Annotated in this window: 13 protein-coding genes and 3 pseudogenes; all 16 read left to right on the forward strand. The window is 75.2% G+C overall.

What is annotated here, in order from left to right; translation table 11 throughout:
• The first annotated feature begins 38 nt into the window (after nt 1-38).
• Complete coding sequence (locus QQK45_RS10695) at nt 39-1,721, forward strand: ABC transporter substrate-binding protein (protein ID WP_284293250.1); 1,683 nt, start codon at nt 39-41, stop codon at nt 1,719-1,721.
• Nucleotides 1,718-2,941, forward strand: coding sequence for an ABC transporter permease (locus QQK45_RS10700; RefSeq protein WP_284293251.1), 1,224 nt, complete (start codon nt 1,718-1,720; stop codon nt 2,939-2,941). Before QQK45_RS10695 ends, QQK45_RS10700 begins: the two co-directional genes overlap by 4 nt.
• Nucleotides 2,859-3,650, forward strand: a complete 792-nt coding sequence (locus QQK45_RS10705; protein WP_284293252.1) for an ABC transporter permease — start codon at nt 2,859-2,861, stop codon at nt 3,648-3,650. The genes QQK45_RS10700 and QQK45_RS10705 overlap by 83 nt, the downstream gene beginning before the upstream one ends.
• The gene (locus QQK45_RS10710; protein ID WP_284293254.1) at nt 3,647-5,266 is read left to right on the forward strand and encodes a dipeptide ABC transporter ATP-binding protein; all 1,620 of its coding nucleotides are present in this window, start codon (nt 3,647-3,649) and stop codon (nt 5,264-5,266) included. The genes QQK45_RS10705 and QQK45_RS10710 overlap by 4 nt, the downstream gene beginning before the upstream one ends.
• Before the next feature lie 21 nt (nt 5,267-5,287).
• Nucleotides 5,288-5,686, forward strand: a pseudogene (locus QQK45_RS10715) (LLM class flavin-dependent oxidoreductase); the annotation flags it as partial.
• A 134-nt stretch (nt 5,687-5,820) separates the two neighbouring features.
• A complete protein-coding gene (locus tag QQK45_RS10720) occupies nt 5,821-6,399 on the forward strand; it encodes an LLM class flavin-dependent oxidoreductase (protein WP_284293255.1) in 579 nt (192 codons plus the stop codon).
• 25 nt (nt 6,400-6,424) lie between these two features.
• The gene (locus tag QQK45_RS10725; RefSeq protein WP_284293256.1) at nt 6,425-7,669 is read left to right on the forward strand and encodes an LLM class flavin-dependent oxidoreductase; all 1,245 of its coding nucleotides are present in this window, start codon (nt 6,425-6,427) and stop codon (nt 7,667-7,669) included.
• Nucleotides 7,648-7,989: a rhodanese-like domain-containing protein gene (locus QQK45_RS10730; RefSeq protein WP_284293257.1), complete on the forward strand. Its 342-nt coding sequence runs from the start codon at nt 7,648-7,650 to the stop codon at nt 7,987-7,989. Before QQK45_RS10725 ends, QQK45_RS10730 begins: the two co-directional genes overlap by 22 nt.
• Complete coding sequence (locus tag QQK45_RS10735) at nt 7,986-8,543, forward strand: GNAT family N-acetyltransferase (protein WP_284293258.1); 558 nt, start codon at nt 7,986-7,988, stop codon at nt 8,541-8,543. The genes QQK45_RS10730 and QQK45_RS10735 overlap by 4 nt, the downstream gene beginning before the upstream one ends.
• Nucleotides 8,544-8,545: 2 nt before the next feature.
• Nucleotides 8,546-9,682 carry an LLM class flavin-dependent oxidoreductase gene (locus QQK45_RS10740; RefSeq protein WP_284293259.1) on the forward strand — a complete coding sequence of 379 codons (1,137 nt, stop codon included), beginning with the start codon at nt 8,546-8,548 and terminating at the stop codon, nt 9,680-9,682.
• Entirely contained in the window at nt 9,679-10,764 is a 1,086-nt protein-coding gene (locus QQK45_RS10745) for an LLM class flavin-dependent oxidoreductase (protein WP_284293260.1), read from the forward strand. The genes QQK45_RS10740 and QQK45_RS10745 overlap by 4 nt, the downstream gene beginning before the upstream one ends.
• Entirely contained in the window at nt 10,761-11,174 is a 414-nt protein-coding gene (locus tag QQK45_RS22195) for a hypothetical protein (protein WP_348525385.1), read from the forward strand. Before QQK45_RS10745 ends, QQK45_RS22195 begins: the two co-directional genes overlap by 4 nt.
• A pseudogene (locus tag QQK45_RS10750) lies at nt 11,063-12,141 on the forward strand (LLM class flavin-dependent oxidoreductase). Before QQK45_RS22195 ends, QQK45_RS10750 begins: the two are co-directional and overlap by 112 nt.
• 65 nt (nt 12,142-12,206) lie before the next feature.
• Nucleotides 12,207-12,884: pseudogene (locus QQK45_RS22200) on the forward strand (oxidoreductase); the annotation flags it as partial.
• A 113-nt stretch (nt 12,885-12,997) separates the two neighbouring features.
• The gene (locus tag QQK45_RS22205; protein ID WP_348525204.1) at nt 12,998-13,186 is read left to right on the forward strand and encodes a hypothetical protein; all 189 of its coding nucleotides are present in this window, start codon (nt 12,998-13,000) and stop codon (nt 13,184-13,186) included.
• Between the two features lie 17 nt (nt 13,187-13,203).
• Complete coding sequence (locus QQK45_RS10760) at nt 13,204-14,688, forward strand: MFS transporter (protein ID WP_284293261.1); 1,485 nt, start codon at nt 13,204-13,206, stop codon at nt 14,686-14,688.
• Nucleotides 14,689-14,808 lie beyond the last annotated feature (120 nt).

Here is a 14,808-nt window from a genome sequence, read left to right on the forward strand (position 1 = left end):
AACCCGACCCACGAGCCCCCTCACCATCAGGAGCACCGATGTCCGCCACCTCCGCGAGATCGCACGGCCCCCTGCGCCGTCGTCCGGCCGCGCTCGCCGCGACCGCCCTGTCCGTCTCCGCCGCGCTGGTGCTGGCCGCCTGCTCCGGCGGCGCCGACGCCGGCACGAAGGCCTCCGACTCGGCCACGCCGCAGGCCGGCGGCACCCTGACCTGGGGCGTCGAGACCGAGCCCGTCACCCTCAACCCACAGCTCAACGGGCAGGACAAGACCAAGCTGCTGCTGCGCAACGCGTACGAGCAGCTCCTGGCCCGCCAGGACGACGGCACGTACGTGCCGTGGCTCGCGAGCGCCTACAAGGTCTCCGACGACGAGCTGACCTACACCTTCACCCTGCGTGACGACGTGACGTTCTGGGACGGGGAGAAGCTCGACGCGGCCGCCGTCGTCACGAACCTGAAGCAGCAGCTCAACCCGAAGTACAACCCCTACGGGGCGGCGGGCCCGCTGTCGCACCTGAAGTCCGCGACCGCCACGGACGACCGCACGGTCACCCTCGTGCTCAAGGAGAAGTACGCGCCGTTCCTCGACTACGTCGGGAGCCTGCCGCTGATCTCGCCGAAGTCCTACGCCAAGGCCGACGTCCAGGCCGGCGGACCCGACATCGCGGGCACGGGGCCGTTCGTCCTGACCAAGTACGTCAAGGGCCAGGAGCTCGACTTCACGAAGAACAAGGACTACGCCTGGGCGCCCGCGACCGCGAAGCACCAGGGCGCCGCGTACCTCGACGCGCTCACCTACCGGTTCCTGCCCGAGTCGTCGGTCCGTCTCGGGGCCCTGCAGTCGGGCCAGGTCGACGTGATCGAGGGCGTGCCGGGGACGCAGGCCGCGCAGTTCCAGAAGAACGGCGCGTTCACCTACCAGACCGCGCTCAACACGGGCACGCCGTACTCGCTGTACTTCAACACGCTGTCCGGCCCGACGTCGGACGTGAAGGTCCGCGAGGCGTTCCGGGACGCCGTCGACCTCGACGCCGTCCTGAAGTCGGTCTACGCGGGGCAGCGCACCCGGGCGTGGAGCGCCGTCTCGCCCGAGGACCCGAGCTTCTACGACAAGAGCCTCGAGGGCACGTACGGCAACGACAAGGACGCCGCGAACAAGCTCCTCGACGAGGCCGGCTGGACGGGCCGCGACTCCGACGGCTACCGCACCAAGGACGGCAAGCGCCTCACGATCACCGACTACCAGTCGCAGCCGTACGTCCGCGACCAGCGCGACACGCTCCTGCAGGCCATCCAGGCGCAGGTCAAGCAGAACGCTGGCATCGACTTCGACGTCCAGGTCGTCGACTCGGGCGTGTCGGACGAGCACCGGGCCAAGAACGACTACGGCACGTACGACAACTCGAACACCAACCCCGACGGCGTCGACATCGAGTACCACTGGTTGCCGGCGGACAAGGGCGGGTTCATCAACCTGTCCAACGTGACCGACCCACAGCTCACCACCTGGCTCACCGCGGCCCAGCAGACGACCGACACCGCGAAGCGGGCCGAGCAGTACGACGCGCTCCAGCAGTACGTCATCAAGGAGAAGGCCTACAGCTTCCCGCTGTACGAGCCGGAGGACCAGATCGCGGCGTCGTCGAAGGTCCACGGCACCGGCTTCCGGACGTACTACCAGCTCCCCGAGGGCGCCTACGACGTCTGGCTGAGCAAGTGACCAGCGCGACGCTCACGACGGCGCCGGCGGGCGACGCCGCGGCCGCCGCCCGGGAGGCCGCCCCGACGGTCCCCGGCGCGCGCGGTCGGGCGTGGGCCCCGACGCTCGCGGCGGTGGGCCGCCGGCTCGTCGGCGCGGTCGTGGTGCTGTGGGCCAGCGTGACCGTCGCGTTCGTCGCGCTGCAGCTCGCGCCCGGGTCGTCGATCGACGCGCTCGTCCCGCCCACGCAGCGCACCCCCGAGGCCGTCGCCGCGGTCACGGCCGAGTGGGGCCTCGACCGGCCCGTCGTCCAGCAGTACGTGGACTACCTCGTCCGCCTGCTCCACGGCGACCTCGGGACCTCGTACCAGCTCCACCGGCCCGTGACCGACGTGATCGTCTCGGAGCTCGGACCCACGCTCCAGCTCGCGGCCGCCGGCCTCGCGGTCGCGCTCGTCCTCGCGGTGCTGCTCGCGGTGAGCACCGCGGGCCGGCCCTGGGCGAGCCGCATCGCGAACGGAATCGAGCTCACGATCGTGTCTGTGCCCGAGTTCTGGCTCGGCATCGTCCTGCTCTTCGTCTTCAGCTTCTCGCTCGGCTGGTTCCCCGTGGCCGGGGCGAACGGGATCGCGTCGCTCGTCCTGCCGGCGACAGCGCTCGGGCTCGGGCTCGTCGGGCTCGTCTCCCAGGTTCTCCGGGAGGGCGTCGAGCGCTCGCTCGAGCAGCCGTACGCGCTGAGCGTCCGGGCGCGCGGCGTCTCCGAGACCGCGCTGCGGGTGCGGCACAGTCTGCGGCACGCGTCGCTGCCCGTCGTGACGCTCCTCGGGTGGCTCGTCGGCGGGCTGCTCGGCGGCGTGATCATCGTCGAGCAGGTGTTCGGGCGGCCCGGGATCGGCGTCGTCGCGCTCCAGGCGGCACAAGGGCGCGACCTGCCCGTCGTGCTCGGCGTCGCGCTGCTCAGCGCGCTCGTCTACGTCGTCGTCAACACCGTGGTCGACCTCCTCGCGCTCGTCATCGACCCGCGCCTGCGGACGGGGGCCGGGCATGACCGCCGCGCTCGCGACCACGGCCGCGCCGCCGTCGTCGGGCACGGACGGCCGCCCGGGCGCGGGCCGGCGGCTGGGGCTCGGAGTCCGCCTCCGGACGCTGCCCTGGGGCGTGCTGCTCGCGTCCGCGGTGCTCGTGCTGCTCCTGCTGGTCGTCGCGTTCCCCGGGCTGTTCGCCTCGCGCGGGCCGCTTGACGCGGACCCCCTGCGCGTGTTCCTCGCGCCCGGGCACGGCGGTCTCCTCGGGACGGACCAGCTCGGCCGCGACGTGTGGTCCCGCGTCGTCTACGGCGCGCGCTACTCGGTCCTCATCGCGGTGTCCGCGACCGCGCTCGGCGTGCTCGCGGGCGTCCTGCTCGGGCTCGTCGCCGGGCTCGGCGGGCGCATCACCGACGAGGTCACGGCCCGCGGGCTCGACGTCGTCGCCGCGTTCCCCGCGATCCTCCTGGCGATCGTGCTCGTCACGATCGTCGGACCGGGCATCCCGACCGTGATCGTGGCGCTCGCGATCGCGTCGGTGCCGCGCTACGCGCGCATCGTCCGGGCCGAGACGCACGTCGTGCGGCGCTCGGCCTACGTCGAGCAGTCCGTCACGTTCGGGCTGCGGCGCACGACCCTCGTCGCCCGGCACGTGCTGCCGCACGCCGTCGTGTCCGTACCGATCCTCGCGACCATCGGGCTCGGCACGAGCATCCTCGCCGCGTCGTCGCTGAGCTTCATCGGGCTCGGCCCCAAGCCGCCGTCGCCCGAGTGGGGCGCGATGCTCGCCGACGGCCGCAACTACCTGCAGAACGCCTGGTGGATCTCCGTCTTCCCCGGCGTCGCGATCGTCCTCGTCGTCGTGTCGGTGTCCGTCGTCGGGCGCTGGCTGCAGCGACGCTTCGAGCACCGGGAGCACGCATGAGTGTGGCCACCGTGCGCGGTCTGCGCATCACGTTCCCCGGCCCCGACGGCCCCGTCACGGCCGTGCAGGGGCTCGACCTCGACGTCGAGCGCGGGACCTGCGTGGCGATCGTCGGGGAGTCGGGCTCGGGCAAGACCGTGACCGCGCGGGCGCTCGCGGGCCTCCTGCCGCGCACGGCGACCTGGTCCGCCGACACGTTCGAGCTCGCGGGCCGCGACGTACGCGGCGCGGACGAGCGCGCCTGGCGTCGCCTGCGCGGCCGGACCATCGGGTTCGTCCTCCAGGACGCGCTCGTCTCGCTTGACCCGCTGCGCACGCTCGGCGCGGAGGTCGGCGAGACCCTCCGGACCCACCGCCTCGCCCGCGGACGACGCGCGGTCGCGGACCGGGTGCACGCGCTCCTCGGGTCGGTGGGCGTCCCCGAGCCGGAGGTCCGGGCGCGCCAGTACCCGCACCAGCTCTCGGGCGGCCTGCGCCAGCGCGGGCTCATCGCGTCGGGGCTCGCGGGCGACCCGGACCTGCTCGTCGCCGACGAGCCCACCACAGCCCTCGACGTCACCGTGCAGGCGCAGATCCTCGACCTGCTCGCGCTCGAGAAGCAGCGCGGCGCGACGATCCTGCTGATCAGCCACGACCTGGCGGTCGTGTCCCGGATCGCGGACCGCGTGCTCGTGATGCGCGCGGGGGAGGTCGTCGAGCAGGGCGCGACCGACGACGTCCTGCGCCGGCCGCAGCACGAGTACACCCGCGAGCTGCTGCGGGCGGTGCCGTCGGCGTCGTCGAAGGGCCTGCGGCTCGTCGACCGGACCCCGCTCGTCCGGCCCGAGCCGGACCGGGCCGACGTGGTGCTGGCCGCCGAGCACCTGCGCAAGACCTACCGGGTGCACGGCCGGGGAGGGGCGAGCGAGCTCGTCGCCGCGGACGACGTGAGCCTCGAGATCGCGCGCGGCGAGACCCTCGGGATCGTCGGCGAGTCAGGCTCCGGCAAGACGACCGTCGCCCGGATCGTCCTCGGGCTCGTCGAGCCCGACGCGGGGACGGTGACGCCCGGCGGCGAGCCGTGGACGGGCGTGCCCGAGGCGCGGCGCCGGCACCTGCGCCGCGACGTCCAGCTCATCGCGCAGGACCCGCTCGGCTCGTTCGACCCGCGCTACACGGTCGGGCGGATCGTCGCCGAGAGCCTCGACGCCGTCGGCGTCCGGGGCGAGGAGCGACGTCGCCGGGTCGCCGAGGTCCTCGACCAGGTCCGCCTGGGCGCGTCGTTCGCGGACCGGCACCCGCGCACCCTGTCGGGCGGGCAGCGCCAGCGCGTCTCGATCGCCCGGGCGCTCGCCCCGCACCCGCGGTTGCTGGTCGCCGACGAGCCCGTCTCCGCGCTCGACGTGTCCGTGCAGGCCGGGATCCTCGACCTGCTCGGCGAGCTCCAGGCCGAGACCGGCACGTCGGTCCTCTTCATCTCCCACGACCTGGGCGTCGTCCACCACGTCGCCGACCGCGTGCTCGTCATGACGGGCGGGCGCGTCGTCGAGCAGGGCGACGTCGACGACGTGTTCCACCGCCCGCAGCACGAGTACACCCAGGCGCTCCTCGCGGCCCTGCCCGCACTGGCCGCCTGAAACCCCGAGAAAGGACACCCCATGGCCGCGATCCACGGTCTCGACCTCATCGACGCCCCCGCCGGAGCGACCCCCGAGCAGGTCACCGCGCGCCTGCAGGAGGTCGTGCGCAACGCCGTGCTCTTCGAGGAGCTCGGGTTCGACGGGTTCGCCGTCGGCGAGCGCCACCACACCCCGTTCGTGTCGAGCGCGCCCCCGGTCGTGCTGTCGCACATCGCCGCGAGGACGTCGCGCATCCGCCTGTTCACGGGCGTGACGCTGCTGTCGGTGCTCGACCCGGTCCGGGTCGCCGAGGACTACGCGACCCTCGACCACCTGAGCGGCGGCCGCCTCGAGATCATCGTCGGGAAGGGCAACGGGCCCGAGCAGGCCGAGCTGTTCGGCATCGGGCGGACCGAGGCCTGGGACACGCTCGAGGCCAACTACCGGCTGCTGCGGCAGCTCTGGTCGGGCGAGCCCGTGACCTGGGACCCGCCCGAGGGCCTCCCGACGATCCGCCGGACCCGCTGCGCGACGCGCAGGTCTTCCCGCCGCCCCTGCAGCGCCGCATCCGTGTGTGGCACGGCTCGGCGACCGCCGAGCGCAGCGTCGAGCTGGCCGCCGAGTACGGCGACCCGATCTTCTCGGCCAACGGGTTCAACCCGCTCGAGTACTACGCGCGGCTCGTCCGGCACTACCGCGAGTCGTGGGCCGCGCGCGGGCGCGACCCGCAGGACGCGCTCGTCGGCGCGGGGCACGGCTACGTGTACGTGGCCGAACGCTCGCAGGACGCCGTGGAGGCGTTCCGGCCCGTCTACGAGGTGCAGGCCGCGCGGCTGCGGGCCGCCAACACCAACCTCCCCGGGACGGTGACCTTCTGGGAGTCCTACGAGGACTTCCTCGAGCGCGGGTCCTGGCTCATCGGCAGCCCGCAGCAGGTGCTCGACAAGGTGGCGCGCTACCACGAGGCCTTCGGGCACCAGGTCATCAACGTCGCCGGCAACAAGGGCGGGCTCGGGCAGCAGGAGTGGGAGGACTCGCTCCGCCTCTTCGTGTCCGACGTCGTACCCGAGCTGCGCCGCACCATCCCCGACCCGCCCACGCCCGAGCAGAGCGCCGACGTCACCGAGCGCGCGACCGCCACCGCCGCCTGACCGCCCACCGCAGAAGGAGACCCCCGTGTCCCAGCCCACGAACGTCCCCCTGTCCGTCCTCGAGCTCGCGCCCGTGAGCGTCGGGCAGCCCGGAGCCGAGGCGGTCCGTGCCGCGCTCGACGTCGCCCGCGCCGCCGCCGACGCCGGGTACCGCCGGATCTGGTTCGCCCAGCACCACCTGTCGCCGGGCGTGGCGTCGGCGCAGCCCGCCGTGCTGGCGGCGCTCGCCGCCGAGCGGACGACCCGCATCCGCGTGGGGTCGGGCGCCGTCCTGCTGGGCGGCACGACCCCGCTGGTCGGTGCCGAGCAGTTCGGCACGATCGCCGCCGCGCACCCGGGCCGCGTCGACCTGGGCGTCGGCCGCGCGCACGTCATCCCTCCCGCCGACGGCGCCGCGAGCGCCGAGCGTGAGCCCGGCGGCTCCGCGTCGGACGCCGAGGCGGCCGCCCCGGGCACCGCCGTCGTCGAGAAGACGGTCGAGTCCCGGGTCGTCGACGGCCTCGTCGTCCCGCCGCCCGTGCGGTTCGACCTGTCCAACCCCGCCCTCAAGCGCCGCCTCCTCGCGCACCGCGAGATCGTGGGCTCGCGCGAGGCCGGCGCGTTCCGCGCCGAGCTCGAGCAGGTCCTCGCGCTGCGCGCGGGCACGTTCGCGTTCGACGGGCTCGCGTTCACCAGCCCGCCCGTCGAGGGCGCCGACTTCGACCTGTGGGTGCTCGCGTCCAGCGGCGGGGAGAGCGCGCGCGTCGCGGGCGAGCTCGGCCTGCCGCTCGCGGCGAACTACCACGTCGCCCCGGGGAACGTCCTCGAGACGGTCGCGGCGTACCGCGCGGCGTTCCGGCCCGGCGTGCTCGCCGAGCCGTACGTCGTCGTGTCGGCGGACGTCCTCGTCGCGGAGACGGGCGCCCGTGCCCGCGAGCTGGGCGCGCCGTTCGCCGACTGGGTCCGTTCCATCCGCACGGGGGTCGACGGCGCGATCGCGTTCCCCGAGCCCGGCACGACGCAGCCGTTCGAGGAGTGGTCCGACGAGGACCGCGCGCTCGTCGCCGACCGGGTCGAGTCGCGGTTCGTGGGCTCGCCCGACGAGGTCGTGGCGGGGCTCGAGTCGCTCGTCCGGGCGACGGGCGCCGACGAGCTGCTCGTGACGACCGAGGCGTTCGACCCGGCCGACCGGGTGCGGTCGTTCGAGCTGCTCGCGGCCGCGTGGGCCGAGCGCGCACCCGTCCAGCCTGCGCGCGAGGCGGGGAGCGGGTGTCCGACGGCGCGGTCCTGATCGACGTGCGCAGCGCGGGCGGCCGCGCCGCGACCGGCGCGATCCCGGGCGCCCGGATCACCGACCGCAACCGCCTCGAGACCCTGTTCGACGACGCCGGCACGCCGCTCGTGGCCCTCGACACCCCGATCGTCGTGGTCTGCGGGTCGGTCAACGGCTCGGGACCGGTGGCGCGCGAGCTGCGCCGTCGGGGGTTCACCGACGTCACGCACGTCGACGGCGGCTTCCCGGCCTGGAAGGACGCCGGCCTGCCCACCGCGGACGCGACGCCCGAGCCCGCCGACGAGGCGCGCGACCTCGCGCCGGCGGCGCGCGCATGAGCGAGGTCCTCGAGGCGGCGCCGCGCCCGACCGCGGCGGCCGTCGTCGTGCGGCTCGCGGAGCCCGCCCAGCACGAGGCCGTCGGCGACCTGCTCGAGCGTGCGTACACCGCGGACTACGCGATCGGCGACGAGTACCGGGCGTCGCTGCACGCGGTCGCCGAGCGGGCCGCGGAGCACCAGGTCTGGGTCGCGGCGCGGGGCGAGCAGCTCCTGGGGAGCGTCGCCACCCCGCGCCCGGGCCGGACGATCTCGCCGCTCGCCCGGCCCGGCGAGCTCGACTTCCGGCTCCTCGGTGTCGACCCCTCCGCGCGCGGCCAGGGGATCGGCCGGCTGCTCACCCGGCACGTGATCGACCTGGCCCGCGAGCGCGGTCTCGTGCGCGTCGTCATGAACTCCGGGCCGCGCATGCTGCCCGCCCACCGGCTCTACGCGTCCCTCGGGTTCGTACGCCTGCACGAGCGCGAGACCCACGTCGTCGAGGGCGGGACGCTGCTCGCGTTCGGCCTCGACGTCACTCCCGACCACCCCACCGACGACCGAACGGAGTCCTGACCATGCCCGTCGAGTTCCTCGGCATCGCGACCACGAGCGACGCCTCCGAGACCACCGCCCCCACCACGAAGCCCGTGGACCTGCGCTACCTCGAGCGCATCGTCCGCGCCCACGAGGACAACGGGTGGACGCGCGTCCTGTTCGCCTACGGGTCGAGCGGCCTCGAGCCGTCGGCGCTCGCGGGCTGGATCGCGGCGAACACGGAGTCGATCGAGCTCCTGCTCGCGCACCGGCCGAACGTCTCCTACCCGACCTTCGCGGCCAAGACGTTCGCGACCCTCGACCAGGTCTCCGAGGGCCGCCTGTCCGTGCACTTCATCACGGGCGGCAACGACCACGAGCAGGCGCGCGAGGGCGACCGGCTCACCAAGGACGAGCGGTACGCCCGGACCCACGAGTACATCCGGATCGTCAAGCAGGCGTGGACGAGCGCCGAGCCGTTCGACCACCACGGCGAGTTCTACGACTTCGACGACTTCGTCCTCGACGCGAAGCCCTACGAGGGCCGGGTCCCGACGATCTCGTTCGGCGGCTCGTCGGACGCCGCCTACAAGGTCGGCGCCGCCGAGGCCGACATCTACGCCGTCTGGGGCGAGCCCCTGGACCGGACCGCGGAGCAGATCGCCCGCATCCACGACGAGGCGCGCGCCGCCGGACGCACGACCCTCCCGCGCATCCACGCCGCGTTCCGGCCGATCATCGCCCCGACCGAGGAGCTCGCCTGGGAGAAGGCCCACGCGATCCTCGGGCGGATCGAGGACCGCAAGGCCGGCGCGGGCGACCAGCTGCGCCGCTACCGTCCGGGCGCCCCCGAGAACGCGGGCTCCCAGCGGCTGCTCGAGATCGCCGAGCAGGGCGAGCGCTTCGACACCGCGCTGTGGACCGCGACCGCGAAGGCGACCGGTGGCGCGGGGAACTCGAACGCGCTCGTCGGGACGCCCGAGACGGTCGCGCAGGCGCTCCTCGCGTACTACGACCTGGGCGTGAGCGTGATCTCCGCACGCGGCTACGACCTGCTCGACGACGCGATCGACTTCGGCCGCTACGTCATCCCGATCGTCCGCGAGGAGGTCGCGAAGCGCGACGCCGCGCGCGCGGCGGACACCAGGGCGGTCGGGGCGGCGGAGACGGCGGCATGACGTCTCGGCCGGCGCTGCCCGTCGGCGTCGAGCTCGACGGGGCCGGTGCGCACCCCGCCGCGTGGCGGCTCACCGGCCACGCGCTCGACCCGCGACGACTGGCCGACGCCGCCCGTGCCGCCGAGGAGGCCGGGTTCGGCTTCGTCTGGCTCGCGGCGGCCCGGCCGTGGGAGGCGACCGGAGGTGTCTCGGCCCGGCTCGAGCCGGTCGAGGCCGCGGCGTTCCTCGCCGCCGTCACGACGCGGGTCGGGCTCGTCGCCGAGACGACGCTCGAGGGCGCCGAGCCGTTCCACCTCGCGAACCGGCTGGCGAGCCTCGACTGGGCGGCACAGGGCCGGGCGGGCTGGGCGCCCGTCTGGTCGGCGGACCGGTCCGTGCCCGACGGCGCCCTCGGGTCGAGCGAGCACACGGAGCACGAGGAGGTCGTCGACGCCGTCCGCGCGCTCTGGGACACCTGGGAGGACGGGGTCTTCCTGGCCGACGAGGCGAGCGGCCGCTTCCTCGACCTCGACCGCTGGCACTACGCGGACTTCCGGGGCGAGCACGTCGCGGTCAAGGGTCCGGCGATCACGCCGCGCCCGCCGCAGGGCCACCTGCCGGTGCTGGGCCACGGCCCCGGCGTCGACGTCGTGCGCGTGGGCGGCGCCGACCCGGCCGACGCTGCCGCCCGGGCGGACGCCGCACGCGCCGCGGGCGCCCGCGTCCTGCTGGACGTCGAGGTGCTGCTCGACGCCGACCGGCCCGCGGCCGCACGCCTCGCCGAGCTCGACGCCCGCGCGACGTGGGCGCCGACCGGGCAGCTCCGGCTCGTCGGCGCGCCCGCCGCGGTCGCGGAGACGCTGGCCGGCCTGGCCGCGCACGTCGACGCGATCCGCCTCGACCCGGCCGTCCTCGCGGTCGACGCGCCCGTCCTCGCCACGCAGGTGCTGCCCGCGCTGGCCTCTGCCGGGACGCGGGCGCCGTCGTCGGGCGCGGTACTCGCGCTCCGCACCGCGCTCGCCCTGCCGCCCGCGGGCAACCGGTTCGCCGGCCGGCGAGCGTCCGACGACCGACCCACGACCGCAGGAGGCCGAGCCGCATGACCGCCGATCCGCGCCGATCCCACGACTACCCGCGCCCCGACGCCCGGATCCACCTCAACCTGTTCCAGCCGTTCGGCCCGGTCTACGAGTGGTCGAGGACCCCGCGGCCGCAGGACTACTACGAGTTCGAGAGGTATGCGGAGCTCGTGGCGACGGCCGAGCGCGGCCTGTTCAGCGCCGTCTTCCTGGGGAGAGCCTGCGGCTGCGCGAGCACCTGGGCGCGCTCAACGACATCGCGGTCACGGGCCGCCCGGACGCGCTCACGCTGTTCGCGTACCTCGCGGCGCGGACCACGCACATCGGGTTCGTCGCGACCCTCAACACGACCTACTCGGAGCCCGCCGAGCTCGCGCGACGGCTCGCGACCGTCGACCTGCTCACCGGTGGCCGGGCGGGCTGGAACGTCGTGACGACGCACAACGCGTGGACGGGCGAGAACTTCCGCCGCGGCGGGTACCTCGCCGCTGCGGACCGCTACCGCCGGGCCGAGGAGTACGTCGCCGTCGTCCAGGAGCTGTGGGACGCCTTCGGGGCCGACGGCGTCCCGCGCCCGGTCTCACGCCACGGCGCCTTCGTGGACGTCGACGCCGTCCCCTCGGTGCCGCCCAGCCCGCAGGGCCAGACGGTCTACTTCCAGGCGGGCGACTCCGAAGAGGGCGCGACTTCGCGGCCCGCCGCGCGGAGGGCGTCTTCACGCACCACATCGAGCACGACGACGCGGTGGCGTTCACCGCGGACCTGCGCCGTCGGGCGCGCGCGTACGGGCGTCCGGGCGACGACCTCAAGGTGTTCCCGGGCGCGGCCGTCGTCGTGGCCCAGACCGACGCCGAGGCACGCGACAAGGCACGGCACTTCCGGGACGTGTTCCTCACGGACCGTCGCATCCGCCAGGTCGTCGAGTCGGTGTGGGGCCGGGACCTGTCCGACGAGCTCGACATCGACGGCGCGCTGCCGGCCGCGGGGCCGTCGGTCGCGGAGCAGACGCTCACGCACGGCGTCGTCAACAGCGCCGACGACCCGCGCCGCAAGGCCGCCGAGTGGCGCGCCCTCGCCGAGCAGCGCGGGTTCACGGTCCGTGGGCTCGTGGAGCACCTGTCGAGCACGCGCGAGTTCGTGGGCACGCCGGCGGCGGTCGCGGACGAGCTCGCGTACCTCGTGCGGTCCGACGCGTTCGACGGGCTGAACGTGACGCCGCAGGCGTTCCCCGACGGTCTCGACGACGTCGTGGACCTCCTGGTGCCCGCGCTGCAGGAGCGGGGCGTGTACCCCGAGGCGTACGCGGGGACGACGCTGCGCGAGAACCTCGGCCTCCCCGAGTCCGTGGGGCACCGCGTCCCCGAGCTGGCCCTCCTCGCGGACGCCCGGGCGGCGTCGTGAGCGCGCTGTTCGACCCGCTCACGCTCCGCGGGACGTCCTTCGCGAACCGGCTGTGGGTCTCGCCCATGTGCCAGTACTCCGCGCAGGACGGCCTCCCGGGCTGCTGGCACACGGTCCACCTGGGCGGCCTCGCGCGCGGCGGGTTCGGGCTGGTCCTCGTGGAGGCCACGGCCGTCTCCCCGGAGGGGCGGATCACCCGCGGCGACGCCGGCCTGTGGAACGAGTGGCAGCGTGGCGCGTGGGCGCGGATCGTCGACACCGCCCACGGGCTCGGGGCGAAGATCGGGATCCAGCTCTCGCACGCGGGGCGCAAGGCCTCGATCCCCGTGCCGTGGAGCGAGGGCCCCGAGGCGCGGCCGTGGACCCCGCTCGCGGCCTCGGCGCTCGCGCACCCGGGCTTCCCGGGACCGCGCGCGGCCACGGCCGGCGAGCTGGCCGACGTCGTCGCCGCGTTCGCGCACAGCGCGCGGCTCGCGGTCCAGGCCGGGTTCGACGCGGTCGAGCTCCAGGTGGCCCACGGCTTCCTGCTGCACGGGTTCCTCTCGCCCCTCGCCAACGAGCGCGACGACGGCTACGGCGGCTCGGACGAGGCGCGCCTGCGCCTCGCGCTCGAGGTCGTCGCGGCGGTGCGCGCCGAGCTGGGCGACGTGCCGCTCCTGGCCCGGGTGTCGTCGTCGGACTGGCTCGACGGCGGCCTCACCGTGCCCGACGTCGCGCGCGTCGCCAAGCGGCTCGTCGCGGCCGGCGTGGACCTCGTCGACGTGTCGACGGCCGGTCTCCTCCCGGCGGACGTCCCCGTCCGGCCCGGGTACCTGGTGCCGGACGCCGCGACGATCCGGGGGAGGTCGGGGCGCCGGTGGGCGTCGTCGGGCTCGTCACGGAGGCGGCGCAGGCGGAGGCCGTGGTCGCGGACGACCGGGCCGACGTCGTGCTTGTCGGGCGGGCCGCGCTGCGCGACCCGCAGCTCGCGCGACGGTGGGCGCACGAGCTCGGCGACGAGCGCGTCGTCGCGTGGCCCCCGCAGATCTCGCGCGGGGCCTGGTGAGTGCTCCCACGCGCCCCGTGGGTCGCGGCGGGAACGACCGTGGGGCGACGCTCGCCCTCGTCTGCTGCCTCGGCGCGGGCTTCGCGACGCTCCTCGACCAGTCGGTCGTCACGTTCGCCGTCCCGAGCCTGGCCGCCGACCTCGGCGCGGACCCCGCGCAGCTTCAGTGGCTGCTCGCGTCGTACTCGCTCGCGTTCGGCCTCGGGCTCGTGCCCGGTGGACGCCTCGGGGATGCCTACGGCCGTCGCGGGCTCCTCGTGCTCGGGCTCGCCCTGTTCCTCGCGGGGGCCGTGGCGGGCGCGTCCGCGAGCGGCGTGTGGTGGGTCGTCGCGGGGCGCGTCGTGCAGGGGCTCGGCGCCGGGCTGATCAGCGCCCAGGTGCTCGGGATCGTCCAGGACCGGTTCCACGACCCGGCCCGCGTCCTGGCGCTCGCGGCGTACACGGTCGCGGGGGCGGCCGCGGCGCTCGTCGGGCCGGTGACGGCGGGGATCGTGGTCGCGACCCTGCCGCCCGGTGCCGCGTGGCGGGTCGTGCTGCTGCTCGGCGCGCCGTTCGTCGCCGCCACGCTCGCCCTCGCCTGGCGGCACGTGCCTCGAGGCGTCGGTGCCGTGGGCGGGCGGCGGGCGGACCTCGACGTCGTCGGGGTGGTCGTGCTCGGGGCGGTCGCGGTGCTCGTGACCCTCCCGGTGGTGGGTACCGGCGCGGGCGCGGCCCGCACGACGGCGGTCCTGGGCGCGGTCGTCGTGCTCGCCGTCGGGCTCGTCGCGTGGGAGCGCCGCTACGCCCGCCGCGGGAAGGTCCCCCTGTTCGCGCCGACGCTCGTCCGGCAGCCCGGCTTCGTCGCGGGCAACGTCGTCGCGCTGGCGTGGTTCGGGGCGAGCGTCGCGCACGGCACCGTGCTCACCCTCTACCTCGTGCAGGGGTACGGGCTGCCGGCGCTCGGCGCGGCGGCGCTCGTCCTGCCGTCGGCCGTGGGGCGCATGGGTGCGTCGGCCGTCGCGTCGCGGGTCGTCGGGCGGCTCGGGAGCCGGACCGTCCCGCTCGGGCTGGGCGTCCAGGCGCTGGGGCTGGTCGTGGTCGCGGTCGTCGCGGTGGTGGTGCCCCGAGGGGCCGGGTTCCTCGTGGCCGTCGCCCTGGTCGAGGCGCTGCTCGGGGTCGCTGGCGGGATCGTCGAGCCGCCGCTGCGCGCCGTGACCCTGGACTTCGCCCCGCCCGGCTTCCACGGGGTCGCGGCGTCGTTCCTCCAGCTCACGCAGCGCCTGTCGGCCACGTTCTGCGTGGCCCTCGCCACCGGGCTCCTGCTGCGCGACGGCGTCCCGTCCCGGTCCTCGTTCGCGGCGGCCGTGCTGGCCTGCACCGCGCTCTCGGTGGCGGCCCTCGTCGTCGCGTCGCTGCCCGCGCTGCACCGCGCCCGCAGCGTCGAGCCCGCCGTCGCCGAACCCGCCGTCGCCGAACCCGCGGTCGCCGAACCGACCGAGCCCGCCGTGGGGGCGGCCCGCTGACTCGGAGCCCACCCAGGGCTAGGCGTAGGGGCCGAACACGCGGTTGCCGCCGTGCACCTCGTGCCGACCATGGTCTTGTGCCCCGGGGCACAAGACCTTCCAGCGGTGGTCCAACGTTCT

This window comes from Luteimicrobium album, assembly GCF_030161555.1.
Lineage (GTDB): Bacteria > Actinomycetota > Actinomycetes > Actinomycetales > Cellulomonadaceae > Luteimicrobium > Luteimicrobium album.